Here is a 24,112-nt window from a genome sequence, read left to right as displayed (position 1 = left end):
AATGCGAAGTTGCCTGAAATGCGCACCTGTTGATACCCGGCTTCTGCGTCCACCCCCCGACTTGCCGAAGTGCGCCGACGTACCGCCGTGGCCGGTGCCACCGGCCGTGGGCGCGCACTGCGCAGTCGGCAATCTCAAAGACGCTCCCGGGCCGGGGTCCTCCCTACTCTCCCGCTGGGACGGCGCTCCCGCCCTCCCCGCCGCCGAACCTGCCCACTGGAGAGCCTCGATGACGCACACACAGGACCCGCAGGTCTCGTCACGAAACCGTGCGGTACAGACCGGCGCACCCCCGGCCGGGCCCCCGGCCGGACCGGTGCGCCGGCGGTGGCGCGTGCTCCTGCTGAGCATCACCGCGGGCTTCGCGCTCACGGTGGTGTGGTCCGCCGAGTTCGTGGACCAAACGATCGGCGGGAACATCGCCACCACCCTGCTCGGCCACGACCCCCAGGCGCCGATCTCCGGTGCCGTGGCGGGCATCGTCTTCGCCTTCACCTCGGGGCTCGCCGGTACGTTCACCGCCTGCAACATCGCGGCCTTCGGCACGGTCGCGCCGCTGCTCGGCACGGTGGGCAGCCGGTGGGGACGGGTGGTGCAGGCGCTCAAGCCGCTGGGCCCGCTCTCGCTCGGGATGGTCACGGTGTCCGCGCTGTACGGCGCGCTGGTGGGGTTCGTGGGGACGTCGATGCCGCAGTTCTCCGAGGCCGAGTCCGTCCCCGGACTCCTCTCCGGCCGCTCCGTGCAGAGCATGGCCGCGTTCGGCATCGTCGGCCTGTCGATGTTCTATCTGGGACTGAGCGCGCTCGGGTTCGTCCGTGACCCCTTCGCGCGTCTTCGCCGCCGGTTCCCGCACGCGCAGACCGTCTTCATGGGCGCCCTGATCGGCGGTTTCCTGATCGGGCGGCCCTACCCGCTGTTCCGGCAGCTGTTCCGGGACGCGGCGGAGAGCGGGAACCCGCTCTACGGCGCTGCGGCGTTCACGCTCCAGTCGGTGGGCAACATCGCGATCATGGCGGTCGTCTTCGTGGCACTGTCCGCCGTGGCGGGCGCCCGGGTACAGCGGTGGATGGCCAAGCCCCAACGCGCCGCCGTCCTCACCGCCGTCGCCCTGATCGTCGCCGGCGCCTTCACGTTCCTGTACTGGGACGTGAGGCTGCTCGCCCGCCGGGACATCATCCCCTGGTACCCGATCGCCCCGTGGGCCGCTTGAGGCGACACCGGGAGGGCGGACACCGGGCATACCGAGCGGTTGGTGCGGTCTGAGCTCCGTTGCCCCCGGCCTCCCCACACTCCTCGCCCCCCACCCTGCACCCCTGCACCCCTGCACCCCTGCACCCCTGCACCCCTGTGCCCTGGGGTCTCCGGACCCCGGACCCCGGACCCCGGGCCCCGGGCTCCCGGGCCCCCGAGTCCCGCTCCTGTCCCCTCCCTGTGGCCCGTGACCTGCGATCGAGGCGGCCCGTGACCAGGCCGGACACAAGCCCCTGAGCGGCCGGCCGCTCCCCCCGGGGGCGGCGTCCGGCCCCGGCCCCGCCCCCCCCTGGGGGGGCGGGGCCGCTTTTCGGGCCGCCGTCCCGGCCCGCACCGATTGCCCGTACTTGCCCGCCTCGTCGCCGCGCGGGCGGAGGCGACTTCCCAGAGTCTCCGGGCGGGGCGGCACGGGCAGGTCAAAAAAAGAGGTCAAGCGTTATTCTTTTTGTATCCAGACACCGCGGCCGACAGGGGGACCACGCTGTGTTGATGACGGGCTCGCTCCAGCAGCAGGCGACGGCCTTCGATTTCGCGGAGCAGATCTTCGCCCACCTGCCCCGTTCCGACCAGCGCCGCTGGGCGCACGCCTACCTGGTGAGCCTGCTGCGCACCCCGGGCAAGAAGTCGATGCGGCGGCTGGCGGCGACCATCTCGGACTCGCCGACGGCCGCGCAGTCGCTGCACCAGTTCGTCAACGCCAGTCCCTGGGAATGGGAGCCGGCCAACCAGGAGATCATGCGCTGGGCGGAGCAGCAGCTGAACCCGGTGGCCTGGCAGGTCGACGTCGCGGTCATGCGCAAGCGCGGCGAGCACTCCTGCGGCGTCCACCGGCGTTTCGTCCCCGACACCGGGAGGTCGGTGAACTGCCAGGTCGGCATCGGCGGGTTCCTCGTGCACCGGGACGGAGCGGTCCCGGTCGACTGGCGGCTGTTCCTGCCCGGCGCCTGGGTCCGGGACTCCAACCGCAGGGCGCGCGCCCGCATTCCGCACGACGTCGCCGCGCAGGGGCTCGAGGACCACGCCCTCGATCTGGCGCGCGCCATGAGCGAGCGCACCCGCCTGGCGGCCGTCCCCGTCATCGCCGACCTCACCGCCCACGCCGGAGCGGGCACGCTGGTGCGCGGATTCAGCCAGCTCGGCTGCGACTTCGGTGTGGCCGTGCCGGGCAACCTGCCGCTGGTGGTCGGCCGCCACCTCCAAGCCCCACGGCGTGACGGCCGGCCCCAGCCCGTCGTCCTGCCGGCCGGGAAGTTCTTCGAGCCGGGCCACGGCGGCAGCCTCGAAACCACCATCTGCACGGCACCGCAGGGCCGGACCCTGACGGTCCAGGCGGGCCTCGTGGGCCTGCCGCGCAGCGGCCCGTTCGAGAAGCTGCCGCAGCGCACGTACCGCCTGCTCTCCGTCCGCTGCGACCGGCAGCCGCGGTCCAGCACCCTGTGGCTGACCAACATGGTGCACCGGCGGATCGAGGACGTCATCGCCACGGTCCAGATGCAGGCCCACACGAAGCAGACGCTGCGGGACCTGGACGGCGGCTTCGGGCTCCAGGACTTCGAGGGCCGGTCCTACCCGGGCTGGCACCACCACATGACGCTGGTCAGCGCGGCCTACGTGCACAACGTCCTTGAACATCGCGACAGCCGGCAGCCCGCGCTGGCCTCCTGATCCGGGAGCCCGCGCCGCTTCGAGAGCGTGAGCGGGGGACGGCCACGGGAGGACCGCCCCGTGCACGGGGCGGCCGCTTTTCGCGTCCTCAGCGGCACAGGCACGAGGCGCCCGCGCGCGAGGAAGACGAGGATGCCCGGGCCCGCGGCCGCAAGACCCGCGGTGCACAGCCACTGCCTCGGGCCCTGCGGGTCGTGGACCTCAAAACGGCAGCCCGACGTCGGCCGCGGGAGCAGACGCGCTCAGCCGTCCGCGTGCTGTCGCGGTCGGCACGGTGGAAGCAGGCGCGCTCGGCGCCGCCCCCTCCACGTGGCACCGAGCCCCCGGCCGGCCGCAGCTCTCGCGCCCCGGATGCCGGGCTGCCGGATGCGGGCCGGCCGCTCCGCGCCGAACACCCCGGACCGGCCGTCCCCTTCCGCCGCGCCCGCCGTGCGGTGCCCGTGGCGGGCGGCGAGACGCACCGCGGTGGCGCCGCCGTCACAGGCAGGACCACGGTCACCGGCCGCGACGGCGCGGGGCGGGGGCCGCACCGGGACGGGAGGCCGGTCCGCTGCCCCGCCGGCACCCGGCGGTCCACGACACGCAGCCGCAGCCGCAGCGGACGGCCGCGGCACCGGCACGCCGGTGGAGCAGCACGGCGAGGGCCGTCGGCGCGAAGACCGGCGCGGGGGAGCACAGGTGCGCTTCCACCCGCGGGAAGAACAGCTGGACGGTACTGGTCGCAGCCGTCCGCCCGGGCAGGAACGGCCCGGCGGGCCACCGGGGCCGGCCGCACAGGCCCGAAGGGGCGCCGCACCTGGATGCCGGGCCGGCGGGGCGTCTGGAGGGCGGCGGCCGGCACGGACCGCCATGGGCGGGACTCCTTCGGGGGCGGGGGCGGGGGCGGTGGGCGGGAAAGGCCGTTGCCCAGTCAGGATGACGGCCCCGGCCGCCCCCGGCGTCTTCCGCAGTGCTCACTTCCCCGCAGGCGGCGGGGCCCTGCGGGAACGGCCGCCGGCGGCGCGGCGCGGACGCCGCTTTCCGCGGCCGGCCACTCGTGCCTACTTCACCACCTCCGTCTTTTCACCGGACTTGTCGGCTGCCTACCGTGACCGAATGCTGAAACGTACCTATGACGGCCAGGACTGCAACATAGCGCGGTCACTCGAAGTGGTGGGGGAGCGCTGGACGTTGCTCATCGTCCGCTCCGCTTTCCTCGGCACCCATCGGTTCGACGGATTCCTCAGCACCCTGGACATCGCCCGGAACGTGCTCGCCACCAGGCTCACCAGGCTGGTCGAGAACGGACTGATGGAAAAGGTCCCGTACCAGGAGAAACCGGTCCGCTATGAATACCGGCTCACCCCGAAAGGAAATGACCTCGCCCGCGCGGTGATCGCCCTCATGCAATGGGGAGACCGTAATCTGCCCAATGAGGGCGGGCCGCCGCGACAGGCGCAGCACATCGGCTGTGAAGGGCTCGTGCAGTCCCAGCTGCATTGCACCGAATGCGCGCGGGAGGTGCACACCGAGGAAGTCGCCGTCCGCAGGACCCGTTGACAGCCCCCCCTTTTTTTCGGGGGAACGCGGCAAGGCCCGTGAGCCACCGAACACCTGCGCACGCCTGAAGATGCCCGCGGATCGGCGCCGCCCCGACGATGAGGCCCTCTTGCACTCGTAGGGGAGACAAGGAGGCGCCACATGGCGGCGATCGGCACGCTCCGCAGAATGCTCCTGGCCCCGTCCCTGGCCGATGTGGAGTTCGTCCGGCGTGGATTTCCCGTCGAGCCGACGGCTGCCACCCGACGACTGGAGCACGTTCCCCAGGCGGTCGTCTGCGGTTTCGAGTGGGGGATCGAGGCGCCGAGCCTGCACGAGACCGAGCGCAGGCTGGCCATGATCGACCCGGAACTGCAGGGATTCGCCTACGAGGGCGCGACGATGGCCTGCGTCGTCCGGGACGCGATGGGACCGGGCCGCCCAAGCCGCACCCGCGGCCTCCTCACCGGCGCGGGCGCCCGGCACATCTTCCTCAACTACATCGGCATCGGGTTCGCCATGGCGCGCCTCCCGCGGCCGCTGTGGAAGAAGGTGCTGCCCGACCTCACCGGCACCGCCCTCTACCCGCAGATGCACTGGCTGGCCGTCGACGGCTACGGCTTCGACAAGGCCTACTTCCACACCCGCCGCTTCGTCGACGAGCAGCGCGTGCCCGACGCCTACCCGTGGCAGGGCGACGCCGCCTACTTCCCCCGCGCCGTCGACCAGGGCATCGGCCGCGCGCTGTGGTTCATCCACGGCGCCCGCCCGGCGAACGTCGCCGCCGCGGTCCGCCGGTTCGCCGCGGACCGGCAGCCCGACCTGTGGAGCGGCGCCGGGCTCGCGGCCGCCTTCGCCGGCTGCTGCACCCCCACCGCCCTGCGGACGCTGCCCGCCGAGGCGGGCGAGCACCGGGCCGACCTCGCACAGGGCGCCGTGTTCGCCGCGAAGGCCCGCGTCCACGCGCAGGCGGTGCCCGAGCACACCCACGCCGCCCTCTGGGCGCTGGCCGGTCTCTCCGTGGAACAGGCGTCCCGACTCGCCGACGACTGCGCCGTGGCCGACGCAGAAAGCCCCGGCGTTCCCGCGTACGAACTATGGCGTCGTGCCGTACGGAGCAAGGTGCCGACGGCGAACCGGTGAAGCGGATCTCCACCGGCGTGATGCACCACTCGTAAAGCTGCGCTCCTGCTGATGACCGGATTCAGGCCCGAGGATCGCAGACAATCAATGAGGGGCGGTTCTCCGCGTGTCCACAGGTCTCCGCGCGCTGCGGCGCAAAATCCTCACACCCAATGTGTCGGCCACCAGACTCGATGTCCGTGGTTTCCATGTGAAGAACGCTGAAGCGAAAGAAAAACTGGAAACCATCGGAAGCACGTTCCTGCAGGGCTACGGCTATGCAGTGGAAGCCCGTTCGCCTGAACAAGCCGAACAATGGCTCGAAGGGGTGGACCGGGAGTTCCGCGGATTCGCCTACGAAGGCGCCGGAATGGGCGCCGTGATCCTCGACGCACTGGCCGGAAGCACGAAAAGGCTGACCGGTCTGCTCGCCGGGCAGGGACAGCACCACATCTACATGGTGTACGTCGGAATCGGCTGGGCCATGGCCCGGCTGCCGCGTTTCCTGTGGCCGGACGTGACCCGGACCGACCCGCTGCTGCGCTGGCTGATCCTCGACGGATACGGCTTCCACCAGGCGTACTTCCGTACCGGCACATACGTCCGCGACCCGCACCGCGAGCACCCCTTCACCTGGGCGGGCGGATCCGCCGCGTACAGCGCGCGGGCGATCGACCACGGCATCGGCCGGGCGCTGTGGTTCGTCGGCGGCACCGACCCCGACACCGTCGCCGCACTGATCGCGGCCTACCCCGCGCACCGGCACCCCGACCTGTACGGCGGCGCGGGGCTGGCCGCCGCCTACGCGGGCAGCGCCGACGAGGGCGAGCTGCACAAGCTCGCCCGGCACGCGGGCGAGCACCGCCCGCAGCTCGCCCAGGGCGCCGCGTTCGCCGCCGAGGCCCGCGAGAAGGCCGGACTGACGATCCCGCACACCCGGCTCGCGGCCCGCGTGCTGTGCGGCCGGACCCCGCACGAGGCCGCCGAGCTCTGCCGCGACCTCATGCCCACGGCCGACGCGACCGCCGGCAACGCCGGCGCCACACCGGCCTACGAGACCTGGCGACAGCAGATCGCCGCCGCACTCTCCGCCGTCCCCCTCGCGCAGAAAGATGCGAACTCATGACCCACCCACGGACCTGGCTGACCAAACAGGCGCCCGGCGTCGTTGCCCTCGCCCTCATGGTGGGCACCTACTACGCCGTGCACATACCGGAATCCTCCGCGGCCGAACGGCGCGAACTGGCGGAGAACTTCTCGTTCGCACCGATGTCGATCGCGATGCCGTCCGGCCATCCGCAGCAGACGATCCGCGAGGTCAACAAGGCATTCGAGCACATCGACGCCTGGATCTCCTCGGTCGGCGCCGGCATCGCCATGAACGACATCGACGGTGACGGGCTGGACAACGACCTGTGCGTCACCGACCCCAGGATCGACCAGGTCGTGGTGACACCGGCTCCGGTGCCCGGCCGCAAGAGCGCGACCTACGAGCCGTTCGCACTGGATCCCGCGCCGCTGCCGAAGAGCAAGACGATGGCGCCGATGGGCTGCACGCCCGCAGACTTCAACGAGGACGGCGCGACCGACCTCCTCGTGCACTACTGGGGACGCACCCCGGTGCTCTTCCTCGCGAAGCCCAACGCGCCGGCCGATACCGAGGCTGCCGCGCAGGCCGGCGAGAGGACCGAGGCCCGGACGACCATGACCCCCGACAGCTTCGAACCGGCCGAGCTCGTGCCCGGCGACGGCGGGGACACCTACACAGGCCCCCTGTGGAACTCCAACACCTCCGCCGTCGCCGACTTCGACGGCGACGGCCACAACGACATCCTCATCGGCAACTACTTCCCCGACAGCCCGGTCCTCGACCCGTCCAAGGACGGCCAAGTGACCATGAACGACTCCCTGTCGCACGCCCAGAACGGCGGCGGATCCCACTTCTTCCGCTGGACCGAGCAGGGCTTCAAGGAACAGAAGGACGTCCTGCCCGACGACATCGACCAGGGCTGGACCCTGGCCGCCTCCGCCAACGACCTGGACGGTGACCAGCTGCCCGAGCTGTACCTCGGCCACGACTTCGGAACCTCGGCGCTGCTGTACAACACCTCCCGCCCCGGGAAGATCAGCTTCAGCGAGGTCAAGTCCGTGCACAGCGGAACCGTGCCCAAGTCCAAGCAGATGGGCCGCAGTTCCTTCAAGGGCATGGGCGTCGACTTCGCCGACCTCGACAACGACGGCCTCTACGACGCCTTCGTCTCGAACATCACCACCTCCTTCGGCATCCAGGAGTCCAACTTCGCCTTCATCAACGAGGCCAAGGACAAGACGGACCTGAAGGACCGGATGAGCCAGGGCGAAGCCCCCTTCACCGACCGGAGCGTGCCGCTGCGGCTGGCCTGGTCCGGCTGGGGCTGGGACGTGAAGACCGGCGACTTCGACAACAACGGCGACGTCGAGATCGTCCAGGCCAACGGCTTCGTCAAGGGCAAGACCAACCGCTGGCCCCAGCTGCAGGAACTGGCGACCTCCAACGACGCCCTCGTCGCCGACCCGATGTGGTGGCCGAACGTCCGCGAGGGCGACGACCTCGCCGGCAACCAGACCCTGCGCTTCTTCAGCAAGGCCGGCGACGGCGGCTACGAAAACCTCGCCCAGGAACTCGGCATGGCCGTGCCCGTGCCCACCCGGGGCATCGCCACCGGTGACGCCGACGGCGACGGACGCCTCGACATGGCGGTCGCCCGCCAGTGGGGCGAGCCGGTCTTCTACCAGAACACCACCGCGAAGCCCGGCGACCACCTCGGGCTGAAGCTCGTCGACCAGGCGGGCTCCCCGGTGATCGGCGCCCAGGCGACGGTGACACTGCCCGACGGCAGCACCCGCCTCGGCCGGGTCGACGGCGGCGGCGGCCACTCCGGGCGGCGCAGCAGCGACGTGCACATCGGCCTGGGCCGGCAGACCGACACTCCCGTGCGGGTCGACCTCGTCTGGCGGGACCGCAACGGCCAGGTACGCAAGCAGGACCTTCAGCTGAGCCCTGGCTGGCACACGCTCCAGCTCGGCGCCGACGCCAAGGAGAAGTGACCGTGTCCGACAAGCACACAACCGCGCAGGCGGCGCCACAGGCGGCGCCCCGGCACAATGCCAAGGTCATCAAGGCGCTGCGCCGGTTCGCCCTCTCGATCTCCGTACTGAACATCCTCGGCTACACCGTGCTCGGCTTCGAACAGCCGTGGACCTGGCCCTTCATCGCCCTCGCCGCCGCCTACGCGGTGGAGACCGGGCTGGAGGCGATCAGCGCCCGGGTCGAAGGACGCCGGGCCCGCTACCTCGGCGGCGGCCCCCGCACAGTGATGGACTTCCTGCTCCCCTCCCACATCACCGCCCTGGCCGTGAACATGCTGACCTACGTCAACGACCGGGTCTGGGTCATGGTGTTCGGCGTCATCGTCGCCGTCGGCACCAAGTGGGTGCTGCGCGCCCCGCTGCGCGGCCGGATGCGGCACTACATGAACCCGTCGAACTTCGGCATCGCCGTCATCCTGCTGCTCTTCCCCTGGGCCAGCATCGCCCCGCCCTACCACTTCACCGAGTACCTGTACGGCCCCGCCGACTGGGTGCTCCCGGGCATCATCATCGTGCTCGGCACCATGCTCAACGCCAAACTCACCGGCCGCATGTGGCTGATCGCGGCCTGGGTCGGCGGATTCGCGCTGCAGGCCGTCGTCCGCGGCCTGCTCTTCGGCACCTCCATCCCCTCGGGCCTCGGCATGATGACCGGCACGGCCTTCGTCCTGTTCACCAACTACATGATCACCGACCCGGGCACGTCCCCGTCCGGACGCCTCCAGCAGATCGCCTTCGGCGGCGGTGTCGCCGGTATGTACGGGCTGCTCACCGCGCTGCACATCGCCTACGGCCTGTTCTTCGCCACCGCGCTGGTCTGCCTGATCCGCGGCGGCTACCTGTGGTGGCTCGACCGCCTGGGCAAGCGCACCGAAGCGGCGGCACCGCCGGCCCCCGCGCAGGAGTCCCTCACCACCCTGCTGGGCGCCCGGCCGGTCAACGGAACCGCTCCGGGCGGACAGAAGGAGACGGTGTCCGCATGAGCAGGATAGCCATCGTCGGCATGGCCTGCCGCTACCCCGACGCGGCGACCCCGCAGGAGCTGTGGGAGAACGCCGTCGCGGGCCGCCGGGCCTTCCGCAGACTGCCCGACGTACGCATGAACCTCGCCGACTACTACGACCCCGACCCGGCCGTACCGGACCGCTTCTACGCCCGGACCGCGGCGGTCCTGGAGGGATACGAGTTCGACCGCGTCGCCCACAAGATCGCGGGCAGCACCTACCGGTCCACCGACCTCACGCACTGGCTCGCCCTGGACATCGCCGGCCGGGCCCTCGCCGACGCCGGCTTCCCGGCGGGCCACGGCCTGCCGCGGCAGACCACCGGCGTGGTCATCGGGAACACCCTCACCGGGGAGTTCTCCCGCGCCAACGTGATGCGGCAGCGCTGGCCCTACGTGCGCCGGGTCCTGACCGAGGCCCTCAAGGGCATGGGCTGGCAGGACGAGCGCGTCGCGGAGTTCGCCGCCGGGATGGAGGAGGAGTACAAGAAGCCCTTCCCGCCCGTCGACGAGGACACCCTGGCGGGCGGCCTGTCCAACACCATCGCCGGCCGCATCTGCAACCACTTCGACTTCAACGGCGGCGGCTACAGCGTGGACGGAGCCTGCTCCTCGTCGCTGCTGGCCGTGACCACCGCCGGGTCCGCACTGCTCAGCGGCACCGTCGACGTGGCGGTCGCCGGCGGCGTCGACCTGTCCATCGACCCCTTCGAGATCATCGGGTTCGCGAAGACGGGCGCCCTGTCCACGAGCGAGATGCGGCTGTACGACCGCCACTCCAACGGCTTCTGGCCCGGCGAGGGCTGCGGCATGATCGTCCTCATGCGGGAGGAGGACGCACTCGCCGCCGGGCACCGCATCTACGCGAGCATCCCCGGCTGGGGCATCTCCTCCGACGGCCAGGGCGGCATCACCCGCCCCGAGGCCAGCGGCTACCGCCAGGCCCTCGACCGCGCCTACGAACACGCCGGCTTCGGCATCGAATCCGTACCCCTCTTCGAAGGCCACGGCACCGGCACCGCCGTCGGCGACCTGACCGAACTGACCGCGCTGTCAGAGTCCCGCACCGCGGCCGGCGCCGACACCCCCGCGGTCATCAGCTCCATCAAGGGCATGATCGGACACACCAAAGCCGCGGCCGGCATCGCCGGACTCATCAAGGCGGCCATGGCGCTGCACACCCGGATGCTGCCGCCCGCGCTCGGCTGCGTCGACCCGCACGACCTGCTGACCGCCGACAAGGCACCGCTGCGGGTGCTGCGCCGGGCCGAGGCCTGGCCGCACGGGCTGCCGCTGCGCGCGGGCGTCACCTCCATGGGATTCGGCGGGATCAACACCCACGTCGTCCTCGACAAGACCGCCGCCCCGCCGCACAAGGCCCCCAGCCGCCGCGCCCTCACCCTGGCCGGCTCCCTGCAGGACAGCGAACTCCTCATGTTCGACGCGCAGTCCCCCGGCGAACTGCGCGAACGCCTCGTCCAGGCGGCCGACTACACCACCCAGCTGTCGTACGCGCAGATCGGGGACCTCGCCGCGACACTCCAGCGCGACCTCCTCGACCAGCCCTGGCGGGCGGCCGCGGTCGTCACCTCCCCGCAGGACGCCGGACAGCAGCTGCGCGGGCTCGTCGAGGCCCTCGACGCACGCGGGCCCGACGACGGCTTCCGGGCCGTCGACGGAGGCCGCACGTTTTTCGGCCGAACCGGTGAGAACAGCCGGATCGGCTTCCTCTTCCCCGGCCAGGGCTCGGGCACGGGCACCTCCGGGGGCGCCCTGGCCCGCCGCTTCCCCGAAGCGGCGGACGTCTACGCCGGCGCCGGACTGCCCACCGACGGGGACACCACCGCCACCGAGGTCGCCCAGCCCCGCATCGCCACCGGCTCGCTGGCCGGCCTGCGGGCCCTGGACGCCCTGGGCATCGAGGCCGACGTCGCCGTCGGCCACAGCCTCGGCGAACTCGCCGCCCTGCACTGGGCCGGAGCAATGGACGGCCAGGTGCTGCTCGACGCCGCCAAGATCCGGGGCCGGGCCATGGCCGAACACAGCGCCTGCGGCACCATGGCCTCGCTCGGCGCCGCACCGGCGGCCGTCCAGGAACTGACGGCCGGACTGCCGGTCGTCGTGGCCGGGTACAACGGGCCCGAGCAGACCGTCGTCGCCGGACCGGCCGACGCCGTCGACACGCTCGCCGAGCGGGCCGCGCGGGCCGGCACCGCCTGCACCCGCCTCGCGGTGTCGCACGCCTTCCACTCCCCGCTGGTCGCGCCCGCCGCCGACGCGTTCGGCCGCTGGCTGTCCGAAACCGCGTTCGCGGGCCCGGAGCGCCGGGTCGTCTCCACCGTCACCGGCGCCGAACTGACCGGGCGGACCGACCTCGCCGGGCTGCTGCGGGACCAGATCACCCAACCGGTGCTGTTCACCCAGGCGGTGACCACCGCGGCCGACGACGCCGACCTGTTCGTCGAGGTCGGCCCCGGCCGGGTGCTGAGCAGCCTCACGGCCGCCTCCACCGACGTCCCCGCGCTGACCCTGAACACCGACGACGAATCCCTGCGCTCCCTCCTGCAGGTCGTCGCGGCGGCCTGGGTGCTGGGCGCACCCGTGATCCACGAGCGGCTCTTCCGCGACCGGCTGACCCGCCCGCTGACCATCGGCGCCGAACTCAGCTTCCTGGCCAGCCCCTGCGAGCAGGCACCGCAGCACGACCCGCCCGCCCTCAAGGCCCGGCCCACCGACACCACCACCGACACCACCACCGGCACCACCGCCGGCACCGAAGGAGCGGCGACCACCGCCTCGCGCGCCGGGGACTCGGCACTCGACGTGCTCCTCGCCCTCGTGGCCGAACGCGCCGAACTGCCCGTGGAGCTGGTGGACGCGCACAGCAGCCTCCTCGACGGACTGCACCTGAGCTCGATCACCGTCGGACAGATCGTCAACCAGGCCGCCACCCGCCTCGGCATCCCCGCCACCCGGATGCCGACCCACTTCGCGACCGCGACGGTGGGCGACATCGCCGAGGCCCTGGAGTCCCTCGCCGGCACCGGCGGCGCGGACGAGGCCGCCCCCGTGGTGGCCGGTTCCGCACCCTGGGCCCGCGCCTTCTCCGTCGCACCGCAGGAACGCGCGCTGCCCGACGCGCCGGCCGCCGCCGAAGGCGCCAGCGACTGGCAGCTGTTCGCCCCCGACGGCCACCCGGTGGCGGACCGGCTGGCCACCGCCCTGCGGCAGTCCGCCCTGGGCCCCGGCGTCCTGGTCTGCCTGTCCGACGCCTGCCCGCCCCAAGAGGTGGAGTACGCGCTGAACGGCGCCAAAGCCGCCCTGGCCGCCGCCGGTGCCACACCCAACCTGCGGTTCGTCCTGGTGCAGTCCGGCCGCGGCGCCGCCGGTCTCGCCAAGACCCTGCACCTGGAACAGCCGGGCCTGCGCACCACCCTCGTCCAGACCCCGCTGACCGCCGACAGCGCCGAACAGACGGTGACACGCGTGCTCGCCGAGGTCGCCGCCGTCACCGGCAGCACCCGGTTCTGCGAGGCGCACTACGACACCGACGGCACCCGCCGCGTACCGACCCTGACCGCCCTGCCGGCCCGGGCCGCCCGCACAGAACGGCCGATCGGCACCGCGGACGTCCTCCTGGTGACCGGCGGCGGCAAGGGCATCTCCGCCGAGTGCGCCCTGGCCGTGGCCCGGGAGACCGGCGCCGCCCTCGCCGTCCTGGGCCGCTCCGACCCGGACACCGACACCGAACTCGCCGCCAACCTGGCCCGGATGGCCGATGGGGGCGTGAGGCTCCACTACGCCCGCGCCGACGTCACCGACGCGCAGCAGGTCCGGGCCGCGGTCGGCGAACTCACCGGCCGGCTCGGCCCGGTCACCGCGCTGCTGCACGGCGCCGGGCGCAACGAACCCGGCCCCCTCGGCGGGCTCACACAGGCGGACATCGAGTCGACCTTCGCCCCCAAGGTCGACGGCCTGCGCACGGTCCTCGACGCCGTCGGACCAGAACACCTCAAGCTGCTCGTCACCTTCGGCAGCATCATCGGACGCTCCGGACTGCAGGGCGAGGCACACTACGCCACAGCCAACGAATGGCTCGCCGACCTCACCGAAGAAGTGGCCCGCACCCACCCCGGCTGCCGGGCCCGCTGCCTGGAGTGGTCGGTCTGGTCCGGTGTCGGCATGGGCGAGAAGCTGTCCGTCGTCGAGACCCTGTCCCGCCAGGGCATCACCCCCATCTCGCCCGACCAGGGAGTGGAGCTCCTGCTCCGCCTCATCACAGACCCGGACGCGCCCGTCGTCACAGTCGTCAGCGGCCGCACCGAGGGCATCGGCACGGTCCGCCGCGACCTGCCCCCGCTGCCGCTGCTGCGCTTCACCGGCACCCCCCTGATCCGCTACCACGGCGTCGAACTGGTCACCGAGGTCGAGCTGAACGCGGGCACCGACCCCTATCTCGCCGACCACCTGATGGACGGCAACCTGCTGATGCCCGCCGTGCTCGGCCTGGAGGCCATGGCCCAGGTGGCGTACGCGGCCACCGGCTGGGAAGGCACCCCCGCCTTCGAACGGGTGCAGTTCCAGCGGCCCATCGTGGTGCCGCCCGGCGGCGCCGCCCGGATCCGCATCGCCGCCACCGTGACCGGCATCGACACCGTCGACGTGGCCATCCACGCCCAGGACACGGGCTTCACCGCCGAGCACTTCCGGGCCCGCCTGGTCTACACGGACACGCCCGTGCCCGCCGGAGCACCCGAACAGGCCGCCCCCGACACCACCCCGGTCGCCCTCGACCCGGCGGCCGACCTGTACGGCAGCGTGCTGTTCCAGGGCGGACGCTTCCAGCGGCTGCGCCGCTTCCACCGGGCCGCCGCCCGCGACGTCGACGCCGACGTGGCGGTCGCCGCGCCCACCGGCTGGTTCGCCGGCTTCCTGCCGCCCACACTGCTGCTCGCCGACCCCGGGATGCGCGACGCCCTGATGCACGGCAACCAGGTCTGCGTCCCCGACGCCACGCTGCTGCCGTCCGCCATCGAACGGCTGCAGCCGATGGGCGCCGGCACCGAACTCCCACAGGACCCGCAGGAGCTGCGCTACTGCGCCACCGAACGCTCCCGGGACGGCGACACGTACGTCTACGACATCGCCGTACGGGACCGCGAGGGAACCGTGGTGGAACGCTGGGACGGACTGACCCTGCACGCCGTCGGCAAGACCGACGGCTCCGGCCCCTGGGCGCCGCCGCTGCTCGGCTCCTACCTGGAACGGACCCTGGAGGACATGCTCGGCCGGCGCATCGCCGTCGCGGTCGAACCCGACCGGCAGGACACCGGCACAGAACCGGGCAGTGTGGCGGCCCGCCGGGCGGCCACCGCGGCCGCCGTGCAACGCGCCCTCGGCGCCCACGCCGACCTCCGCTACCGGCCCGACGGGCGCCCACAGATCGACGGCGGCCTGCAGGTCTCCGCCGCCCACGGCATGGGACTGACCCTCGCCACGCTCTCCGACGCGACCGTGGCCTGCGACATCGAGCCGGTCAGCATCCGCCCGGACAACGAGTGGCAGTCACTCCTCGGCGAGTACGCACCACTCGCGGCGCTCGTCGCCAAGGAGACCGGCGAGACCCCCGACACGGCCGCCACCCGGGTGTGGAGCGCCGCGGAATGCCTGCGCAAGGCCGGACACCTGGCCCAGGTCCCGCTCGCCCTCACCCCGCACACCCGCACCAACTGGGTGTCCTTCACCTGCGGGGACCTCACCGTCGCCACCTTCGTCACCACGCTGCGCACCGCCCTGGAACCCGTCGTCCTCGCCGTACTCACAGACAGCACACCGCCCAGCAACGAAGGGATCCACCGTGCCTGACACCTCCGCCCACACCTACACGGCCGGTGCCGCCGAGCCGGACGGTGCCGTCGACGACGCCTACCTGAGCTGTCTGATCCGGCAGGAGCACTCCCGGGACCTGCACCTCGTCCAGCGACTCGGCGCCGCCACCAGCCCCGCCATGGCCGACCCCGTGACCCTGGAGACGGACTGCGAGCTGTACACCGCGATCACGCCCGGCGACGAGCTGACGATCCGTGTGCACTCCCGGCAGCTGCGGCCCGACGAACTGGAGTTCACCTTCGAGCACGTCAGGAGCCTGCCCGCAGGCGGCGACGAGCTGGTGGCCCGGGGCAGCCAGCGCATCGCCTACGGGCAGCCGGGGGCCGGCGCCACCATGGGCACACCCCCGGCCACCCTCGCACCGGCCCACGAGCGGCAGCTCGTGCCGCACGACGGGACACCGGCCGGGAGGCGGTCATGAGCGTCCTGGCCGCTCCGCCCGCGGAGCTCGTCGACATCGAGGACGGCAAGCAGCTGCGCCGCACCTTCGGGACCTTCGCCACCGGAGTCACCGTGGTGACCGTGGGCGGCGAGGACTGCCGCGGCATGACGGCGAACTCGTTCACCGCGGTCTCCCTCGACCCGCCCCTGGTCCTGGTCTGTGTCGGGCGCGACGCGGTCATGCACCGCAGCCTCGCGCACGCCGCAACCTTCTCGGTCTCGGTGCTGGCGGCGGACCAGGAGGCCGCGGCCCGCCACTTCGCCAACTCCTCCCGGCCCGCCGGACGCGGCCAGTTCGAGACCGTCGACTGGCTGGCCGGCGCCGCCACCGGCACCCCGCTGATCGCCGGCGCCCTGGCGCACCTCGAATGCGTCAAGGAACGGCTGTACGACGGCGGCGACCACACCATCTTCGTCGGCCGCGTCCTGGCCGCCGGACGGACGGCGGCGGCCGGCACCCCGCTGCTCTTCCACAACGGCCGCTTCGGCCGCCCGGCCACCGAGACAGCGGAGGACCGTACGCCATGACCCGACACCCGCCGGGCCCGCCGCCCGCCGCACTGCCCGGACTGCTCAAGAAGCTCGCCGTCGACCGGCTCGGCCTGATGCGGGAGGCGGCGGCCCTCGGCGACGCGGTCCGGGTCGTCATCGGCCCGAAGAAGCTGTACGTGTTCAACCACCCCGACCACGCCAAGCACGTGCTCGCCGACAACAGCACCAACTACCACAAGGGCATCGGCCTCGTGCAGGCCCGACGCGTCCTGGGTGACGGCCTGCTGACCAGCGACGGCGACATCTGGCAGGAACAGCGCCGCACCGTCCAGCCGGCCTTCAGGCCCACCCGCATCGCCCGCCAGGCGGACGCGGTCGCGGAGGAGGCGGCCAAGCTGGTCGCCCTGCTCCGCGGACACGAGGGCGCGGGCCCCCTCGACGTCCAGGCCGAGCTCACCGGGCTCACCCTCGGCGTGCTCGGCCGCACCCTGCTCGACACGGACCTCGGCGGCCACGACGCGGTGGCCCACTCCTTCGAAGCGGTCCAGGACCAGGCCATGTTCGAGATGGTGACGCAGGACCTGGTGCCCAAGTGGCTGCCCACCCCCGGGCAGCGGCGGTTCCGCAAGGCCCGCAGGGAGCTGTACGAGGTCGCCGACCGGCTGGTCGCGGACCGCACCGGACGCATGGCGGACGGCGAACCGCCGCAGGACGCCCTCGGCCGGATGATCCTCGCGGCCCGCCGGACGGCCGACGCCACGGCCGCCCGGGCCCGGCTGCGGGAGGAGATCGTCACCCTCCTGCTCGCCGGGCACGAGACCACCGCGAGCACTCTCGGCTGGACGCTCAGCCTGCTCGACAAGCACCCCGGGGCCCGCGAGCGGGTCCGGGCGGAGGCACGGCAGGTCCTCGGCGACCGCGCCCCGCAGCTGGAGGACCTGCACCGGCTCGGTTACACCACCATGGTGGTGCAGGAGGCCATGCGGCTGTACCCGCCGGTGTGGGTGCTGCCCCGGGTGGCCCAAAAGGACGACGAGGTCGGCGGCTACACGGTGACGGCCGGTGCCGACGTCCTGGTCAGCCCGTACATCCTGCACCGGCACCCGGACCTGTGGGACCACCCGGAACGCTTCGACCCCGAGCGGTTCGACGCCCAGCGGGTGGCCCACCGGCCGCGGTACGCCTACATCCCGTTCGGTGCCGGCCCCCGCTTCTGTGTCGGCAGCAACCTCGGCATGATGGAAGCGGTCTTCGTCACCGCGCTCCTCACCCGGGACCTGACGCTCACCTCCGTACCCGGCCACCGGCCGGTTCCGGAGCCCATGCTGTCGCTGCGCATGGCCGGCGGACTGCCGATGACGGTGACCGCGGCGAGCTGACCGCGCGCCGGGTACCGGGGCGCGGCGGGATGTCGTACAACGCCACTCACCTGGGGATCCGCCGGACAGATCCGGAAAGACCCGGGGCCAGCACGCCCAGCTGAGAGCCCGCGTCCGAACCCCCGGTCGCGTGGGCGGAGGTTCGGACGCGGGCTCTCAGCCGGGCGTGCACGCACCCGGGCCGGCCGGCACACTCCGGCAGGCCCCGGCCCGGCGTGGTCGTCCCGCACGCGGGCTTTCCCACGGAGGGTGCCGTACGCAGGCTCTCAGGCGGCCGCCACCCGCCCGGCCGCGCCCGTCGGCACCGCGAGCAGCACCGGGGGGTCCCAGGGGTCCGCGGGCCGCAGCACGATGTCCACGGGCAGCGGCAGCACCCCGGCGCGCACCGTGACCGGGCCGTGCCGCCCTATGGACAGGCCGTCCCGCGTGCCGTGGCCGCCGCCGGCCCACCCGGCGATCGTGCCGTGGGGGACCGAGTGGGCCAGCACGTACCAGTTCCCCTGGGGCACGTCCCGCAGCTCGAAGGGGCCCGGACCGTCCAGTTCGAGGAAGCGGGCGGGCAGGCCCTGGGGGATCGAGCTGGGGAAGAGCCCCACGAAGACCGGGCCCAGGGGCCGGTCGCCCGGCAGCACGAGCCGGCCGCGCAGCGCCACCCGGTCTGGCGCGTCGCACGCGTCGGCGGGACCGGCGCCCAGCTCCGGGACGTCCCCGCCCAGTTCCCGGAACCGGCTCGGCGAGACACCGACGCAGATCTTGAAGCGCGAACTGAAGGTGCCGACGCTGCTGTACCCCACCTGGCTGCTGATGTCGGCCACGTTCAGGTCCGTGCTGAGCAGCAGGAACTTCGCCCGCTGCAGCCTGAGCGCGGACAGGAACCGCCGCGGCGACGTCCCGGTCACCTCGCTGAAGACCCGGGTGAAGTGGAACTTGCTGAACATGGCGGTGCGGGCCATGTCGTCGATGGTCAACTCCTGATCGAGATGGTGGTGCATCTCGTCGATGACCCGGCGAACGGCATCGAGAGACTTGGCAACCATGGCCCTCTCCTTTCGGGATCGTGGTACGGGCGGCGGGAACTTCCGCGCACGTGCTGCTCACATGCCGCGGGACAGCTTTCGTTCGGAGAGCTCCTGGGCGAGGCGCCGCCAGGTCCCCGCGCACTTCAGGGCGAGCTCCGCGACGGTCTCGGAGTGGTGCGGCGGGATGGCCTCGATGCGCCGGCGCCAGGCCTCGTCGGTGAAGTAGTGGCCGTGCAGCCACCGGACGAAATCGCGGCCCGCTTCCGAATTGCGCAGGGACGGGTCGCCGGCGAGCGTCCGCATCATGTCCATCGCGCTGCGCGACGTCCCCGCAGGGGGTCTGGCCCGCTGGGGCCGTACGGCGGGCGCGGTCCGGGCCTGCGCCGGCACGGTGCGCTTCGCCGGGGCGGGGCTCCGGGGCGAGGACAGAGGAGGGGGAACGGGTTCCTCGCCCCGGAGCAGTCTCTGGCGGACGTCGTGAGCGGTGCCGAGCGACAGCCCGGCCTCCTGGGCGACGACCCGCAGGGGCAGTTCGGGACTTCGGCTCATCAGCTCGGCGGCGTGCCGGCGTTCCTGGGTCCGGTCGAGGGGATGCGCTTTCCCGTCGAGGCCGAGGCGGACGTTCGACTGCGGAAGATCCGCGGCTGAACGGCGGCGCACATCGGCCACGCTCTTGGCATCGAGTCCCGTGTACACGGCGATGCTCCGGTCGGACATGGCCGGGAAGGAAGCCAGGATGCGGCAGACGGCCGCCCTGCGGTCGGCGACCGACAGCGGCAGGCCGTGCGCGATGTTCCGGGCCACGGACTGGATGAAGGCCTCGTCGTCGCCGCCGTCGAAGAACTGGGCGTCTATGAGGTCCCGTCCGAGCACCGCGGCGGCTCTGACGCGATGCATGCCGTCGACCACGCGCATGGTCGGCCGGTGCACGAGTATCGGGGGCACCGACTCGAACACTTCGACAAGCCGGCGGACATGCACCTCGTTGATTCCGTCGAGCCGAGGCGTGTCAGCGGAGACGAGAGTGCTGATCCGCACAGGCTGCGTGAAATGTGCCGGTAATTCCGTGGCGATGCCGCCAGAACTCTCCATTGCCGCTCCAACCAAGGTGGATATGCACTGTCGGTGTGCAGGACGCGCTGCCGCAGAAGAACGATTCTCCAGCCGCGCGCAGGTTCTGAGGAGATCAGGGACGGAGCCTACCGGTTGGCCTGATTTCGATAAGTGCTCGAGACGCAGACGCGGCGACTCTGGCGAGTCTGCGAAATAGGGAGGCCGGTTGCTTGAACAAAGCCGTCGGTTGCTTGAACTTCGCGGTCGTCCCTAGCGTTGCTCTCGCCATCGAACGAACCGGCCCCGATGAGGGAGGCAGAGTTGACCGGGAGCCCCAGCGGAGACCTCGTCGCACACCGGACACAGACACTCGAGGCCTACGCGGACACGATCGTGCCGGGCGAGAAGCGCCGGCCCGACGACCGAGCCGTGGCCGGTGCGGCGCCCGGCGGCGGAGCCGTCGCGGCCGGTGCCCTGGAGCTGATGCAGTGGGATGCCACCGGCATCTCCGAAGGCCTCGGCGACCTGGTGGAGCTGCTCGACGGGCACACCCGGACCTACGCCGCGGAGCACGGGCTGACCCTCGACGCCTCCGTCCCGCCCTTCGTGGCGCTGGACTTCGCACACCGCACCGCCCTGGTGCAGCGGCTGACCGGCCCCGGGCACCCGGAGAAGGAGCTGTGGGTGATGCTCGCGCTCTTCTCCAACATGAGCTTCGACTCCGCGGCCCACCGCCACACCGCGCAAGCCCTGGCCGAGGGCCATCCCGGCCTGACGGCGATGGGCATCACCCCGCCCGACGCGGACGGACTGTGGCGCTTCGGCAAGCCCGGATACGGCAGGGCACTCGCCCGCCGTCACCCCGGCACCACACCCTCAGGGAGTCCGGCATGAGCACCAGCACGGAACAGACCGAGGTCCTGGTGATCGGCAGCGGCTTCGGCGGGGCGATCACGGCCTACCACCTCGCCGCGGGCGGCGCCAAGGTCACCGTCCTGGAACGGGGCCCCTGGCTGGACACCGACGACTTCGAACACGACTACAAACTCGGCTCCTCCTACACCCGGGCCTTCGACTTCGTCGTCGGCGACGGGATGAGCGTGCTCGGCGGCAACTGCGTGGGCGGCGGCAGCGTCGTGTACTTCGCGGCGATGCCCCGCGCCCCGCGGTTCGTCTTCGAGCGGCACGGCAGCATCGGCCGGCGCATGTGGCCGAAGTCGGTCAGCCGCGACACCCTCGACCCCTGGTACGACCGGGTCGCCGAGTCCATCTCCATCAGCAACCCGGACTGGAACGAGGTCAGCTACGCCGGCGGGCTGTGGGCCGCGGCCTGCGACCACGCGGGCCGCACGGCCAACCCGCTGCCCGCGGCCGTCGACAACAGCACGTGCGTCAACTGCAACTGGATGATGGCCGGCTGCCGCTTCGACGCCAAACAGTCGCTGCTGCTCAACTACCTGCCCGCGGCCCTCGCCCACGGCGCGGAGATCCGCCCGCTGCACGAGGTCCAGCACATCGCCCGGACCCCGGACGGCGACTACCGCGTCCACTACAACGTCGTCGACGACGAGGACTACCGCGTCCACACCGGCGGCGGCACCATCGACGCGAAGATCGTCGTCATGGCCGCGGGCGCCGGCGCCACCCCCGTCATCCTGCAGCGCAGCGAACCCTCCCTGGGCACCATGCCGCATGCCGTGGGCCGCTACTTCTCCGGCAACGGCGAGCGGCTCAACACCGCCGTCATCGACGAGGAGAAGGCCGCCGAGCTGCTCGGCCTGGACCGCGGCGACGGCATCGCCTACGCCGCCAACCACATCGGCAAGGGACCGACCGCCGCCAACTGGGACCGCCTGGACGGCTCCCTGCCCGAGTACTCCCGCTACTCCCTGGAACAGCTGTACTTCCCGCCGGGCCTGGGCACGATCCTCGCCCAGGTGCCCGACGCGACCGGACCCACCTGGTTCGGACCGCAGAAGAAGGAACTCCTCAAACGCTGGTCCTCCTGGCTGACGATCTTCACCATGATCGAGGACGACAACGAAGGCGTCTTCGGGCCGCCCCCGGCCACCGGCAACGCCCACCGGATCTCCCAGCAGATGCTCGGCCGGGGCAACCTCCGGTACGACCCGAGGCCCACCACCCTGGCCGCCTGGGCGCAGTCCGACGCCGAGGTCAAGGAGATCCTCGAGAAGGACGGACTCTCCAAGGTCATGCCCTGGACCAACGACGTCGTCGGCGCCTACACCGTGCACCCCCTCGCGTCGTGCCGGATCGGGGACGACCCGCACACCTCCGCCCTGGACGACCGCAACGAACTCCGCGGCCACCCGGGCATCTTCGTCACCGACGGCTCCGCCGTACCCGGTGCCCTGACCGTCAACCCGGCCATGACCATCGCGGCGCTCGCCGAGCGAGCGGTCCCCGGCATCGTCGACGCGGCACGGAGCCGCGGCGTCCACGTCCGGTACGGGGCCCCGGCCCCCGACGGCTCCCGCAGCGCCCGCAAAGGCGTCCTGCCCCTGCTCCCCGCCCTGCGCGGCGCGAGCTCCTAGGCGATGGGCCGGGCCGGCCCGTCAGGCCGGCCCGGCATCGCACCGGAAAAGAACTGTTCCTCCTCCGGACAGCCCACAGGGGGCACCGGACAGCCCCGTCGACCCTGATGAGTTGCTTCAAAAAACCCGGCAGGGAAAAAGGCGAAAGGTGAAGAACGATGACCGACTATTTCGAGTACCGGCACACGGTGGGTTTCGAGGAGACGAATCTCGTCGGCAACGTCTACTACGTGAATTACCTGCGCTGGCAGGGCCGGTGCCGGGAGCTTTTCCTGAAGGAGAAGGCGCCGGCGGTCCTTGCGGAGGTGCAGGAGGACCTGAAGCTGTTCACGCTGAAGGTGGACTGCGAGTTCTTCGCCGAGATCACCGCTTTCGACGAGTTGTCAGTCCGGATGCGGCTGGCGGAGCTGGGGCAGACCCAGCTGGAGTTCACCTTCGACTACGTGAAGGTGTCGGCGGACGGGGCCGAGACGCTGGTCGCCCGTGGCCGGCAGCGGGTCGCCTGCATGCGCGGCCCGAACACCGCCACCGTGCCCTCCGCGATCCCCGGTTCGCTCGTCCAGGCCCTCGCCCCGTACTCCACGCAGGTGCTCCCGCTCGCCGGACACGCCGCCTGAACCGGCCTCCGGCCGGACCACCCGTGCCCACCGGGTTGCATCGAACAACCCGGCATCCCCGGTGAGTTGCATCAAGAGACCCGTCAGCCCGGGACGGCCCTGCGGTCCGTACCCGGCTTCCACCACACAAGGAGAAGACGATGGCCACGCTGCACGACACCCTCAAGGACCTGACCGCCGACGTCGAGGACGTCGTCCGGCTGGTGGCGGACCTGGACGCCACCGCCTGGCAGACCCCGACGCCCGCCCCGGGCTGGACCGTCGCTGACCAGGTCGCCCACCTGACCTTCATCTTCCGGCTCGCGAAGACCGCCGCCGCCGACCCGCAGCTGTTCAAGAACATCACCGCGGCCGCGGCCGGCGACTTCAACGGCGCGGTCAACGCCGCCCTGGCCCAGTTCAACACCCTGCCCCCGGCGGAGCTGCTCGCCGCCTTCCAGACCGAGGCAGACGACTGCGTCCGGGCCCTGGGCGCGGTGCCGGAGAACCAGGTCGTGCCCTGGCTGGTCAATCCGCTGCCGCCGGTTGTCCTCGCCTGCGCCGGAATCATGGAGCTCTTCGGCCACGGCCAGGACATCGCGGACGCGCTCGGGGTACGCCGGGTGCCGACGGACCGGCTGCGGCACCTGGCCGACTTCGCCTTCCTGACCCGGGACTTCGGCTACCAGGCCCGCGGCGAGACGCCCCCGGACGGGCCCTTCCGCTTCGAGCTGACCGCGCCCTCCGGCGGGACCTGGAGCATCGGCCCGGCCGACGCCACCCAGGTCGTCACAGGAGCCGCCCATGACTTCTGCCTGCTCGTGACCCGGCGCAGGCATCCTGACGACCTCGCTCTGACCGCGGTCGGCGACGATGCCCGGCACTGGCTCGGCATAGCCCAGGCGTACCGTGGACCCGCAGGCGAGGGCAGGACACCCGGTCAGTTCAAGAACCTGGACGAGTGATCGCCGGCCCCGCAGCACCGAGCCACGGATGGGAG

The 24,112-nt window shown here is 72.1% G+C and carries 17 protein-coding genes; 15 read left to right on the top strand and 2 right to left on the bottom strand.

Annotation, left to right across the window (positions count from 1 at the left end):
• Positions 1-229: 229 nt before the first annotated feature.
• From AMK11_RS22895 to AMK11_RS22845, 11 genes are all read left to right on the top strand, one after another.
• Positions 230-1,210, top strand: a complete 981-nt coding sequence (locus AMK11_RS22895; protein WP_073729908.1) for a hypothetical protein — start codon at positions 230-232, stop codon at positions 1,208-1,210.
• A gap of 530 nt (positions 1,211-1,740) precedes the next feature.
• Positions 1,741-2,916: an IS701 family transposase gene (locus AMK11_RS22890; RefSeq protein ID WP_073729907.1), complete on the top strand. Its 1,176-nt coding sequence runs from the start codon at positions 1,741-1,743 to the stop codon at positions 2,914-2,916.
• 1,095 nt (positions 2,917-4,011) lie between these two features.
• Complete coding sequence (locus AMK11_RS22885) at positions 4,012-4,455, top strand: winged helix-turn-helix transcriptional regulator (protein ID WP_073729906.1); 444 nt, start codon at positions 4,012-4,014, stop codon at positions 4,453-4,455.
• Between the two features lie 141 nt (positions 4,456-4,596).
• Complete coding sequence (locus AMK11_RS22880) at positions 4,597-5,577, top strand: DUF1702 family protein (RefSeq protein WP_073729905.1); 981 nt, start codon at positions 4,597-4,599, stop codon at positions 5,575-5,577.
• A gap of 106 nt (positions 5,578-5,683) precedes the next feature.
• Positions 5,684-6,682, top strand: a complete 999-nt coding sequence (locus AMK11_RS22875) for a DUF1702 family protein (protein ID WP_073729904.1) — start codon at positions 5,684-5,686, stop codon at positions 6,680-6,682.
• Positions 6,679-8,643: an FG-GAP-like repeat-containing protein gene (locus AMK11_RS22870; RefSeq protein WP_198941439.1), complete on the top strand. Its 1,965-nt coding sequence runs from the start codon at positions 6,679-6,681 to the stop codon at positions 8,641-8,643. The genes AMK11_RS22875 and AMK11_RS22870 overlap by 4 nt, the downstream gene beginning before the upstream one ends.
• Entirely contained in the window at positions 8,640-9,668 is a 1,029-nt protein-coding gene (locus AMK11_RS22865) for an enediyne biosynthesis protein (RefSeq protein WP_443333929.1), read from the top strand. The genes AMK11_RS22870 and AMK11_RS22865 overlap by 4 nt, the downstream gene beginning before the upstream one ends.
• Complete coding sequence (locus tag AMK11_RS22860) at positions 9,665-15,553, top strand: type I polyketide synthase (protein ID WP_073729902.1); 5,889 nt, start codon at positions 9,665-9,667, stop codon at positions 15,551-15,553. Before AMK11_RS22865 ends, AMK11_RS22860 begins: the two co-directional genes overlap by 4 nt.
• Positions 15,546-15,998, top strand: a complete 453-nt coding sequence (locus AMK11_RS22855) for a hypothetical protein (protein ID WP_073729901.1) — start codon at positions 15,546-15,548, stop codon at positions 15,996-15,998. Before AMK11_RS22860 ends, AMK11_RS22855 begins: the two co-directional genes overlap by 8 nt.
• Positions 15,995-16,546, top strand: coding sequence for a flavin reductase family protein (locus tag AMK11_RS22850; RefSeq protein WP_073729900.1), 552 nt, complete (start codon positions 15,995-15,997; stop codon positions 16,544-16,546). The genes AMK11_RS22855 and AMK11_RS22850 overlap by 4 nt, the downstream gene beginning before the upstream one ends.
• On the top strand, positions 16,543-17,889 hold the full coding sequence (locus tag AMK11_RS22845) for a cytochrome P450 (protein WP_073729899.1): 1,347 nt from the start codon (positions 16,543-16,545) through the stop codon (positions 17,887-17,889). The genes AMK11_RS22850 and AMK11_RS22845 overlap by 4 nt, the downstream gene beginning before the upstream one ends.
• A 266-nt stretch (positions 17,890-18,155) precedes the next feature.
• Here the strand turns inward: AMK11_RS22845 and AMK11_RS22840 are convergent, their stop codons facing one another.
• Positions 18,156-18,926, bottom strand: coding sequence for a helix-turn-helix domain-containing protein (locus tag AMK11_RS22840; RefSeq protein WP_073729898.1), 771 nt, complete (start codon positions 18,924-18,926; stop codon positions 18,156-18,158).
• 57 nt (positions 18,927-18,983) lie between these two features.
• The gene (locus tag AMK11_RS22835; protein WP_241847043.1) at positions 18,984-19,805 is read right to left on the bottom strand and encodes a transcriptional regulator; all 822 of its coding nucleotides are present in this window, start codon (positions 19,803-19,805) and stop codon (positions 18,984-18,986) included.
• A 462-nt stretch (positions 19,806-20,267) separates the two neighbouring features.
• Between AMK11_RS22835 and AMK11_RS22830 the strand changes: the two genes are divergently transcribed.
• From AMK11_RS22830 to AMK11_RS22815, 4 genes are all read left to right on the top strand, one after another.
• Positions 20,268-20,855: a DUF5987 family protein gene (locus AMK11_RS22830; RefSeq protein WP_073729896.1), complete on the top strand. Its 588-nt coding sequence runs from the start codon at positions 20,268-20,270 to the stop codon at positions 20,853-20,855.
• Positions 20,852-22,516, top strand: coding sequence for an FAD-dependent oxidoreductase (locus AMK11_RS22825; RefSeq protein ID WP_073729895.1), 1,665 nt, complete (start codon positions 20,852-20,854; stop codon positions 22,514-22,516). Before AMK11_RS22830 ends, AMK11_RS22825 begins: the two co-directional genes overlap by 4 nt.
• Before the next feature lie 158 nt (positions 22,517-22,674).
• Entirely contained in the window at positions 22,675-23,133 is a 459-nt protein-coding gene (locus AMK11_RS22820; RefSeq protein ID WP_073729894.1) for an acyl-CoA thioesterase, read from the top strand.
• A 140-nt stretch (positions 23,134-23,273) separates the two neighbouring features.
• Positions 23,274-24,077 (top strand): TIGR03084 family metal-binding protein, encoded by an 804-nt coding sequence (locus tag AMK11_RS22815; protein ID WP_073729893.1) that lies wholly within the window; start codon positions 23,274-23,276, stop codon positions 24,075-24,077.
• Positions 24,078-24,112 lie beyond the last annotated feature (35 nt).

Source organism: Streptomyces sp. CB02414 (assembly GCF_001905385.1).
Lineage (GTDB): Bacteria > Actinomycetota > Actinomycetes > Streptomycetales > Streptomycetaceae > Streptomyces.
This window is presented reverse-complemented; position numbering and strand designations above follow the sequence as displayed.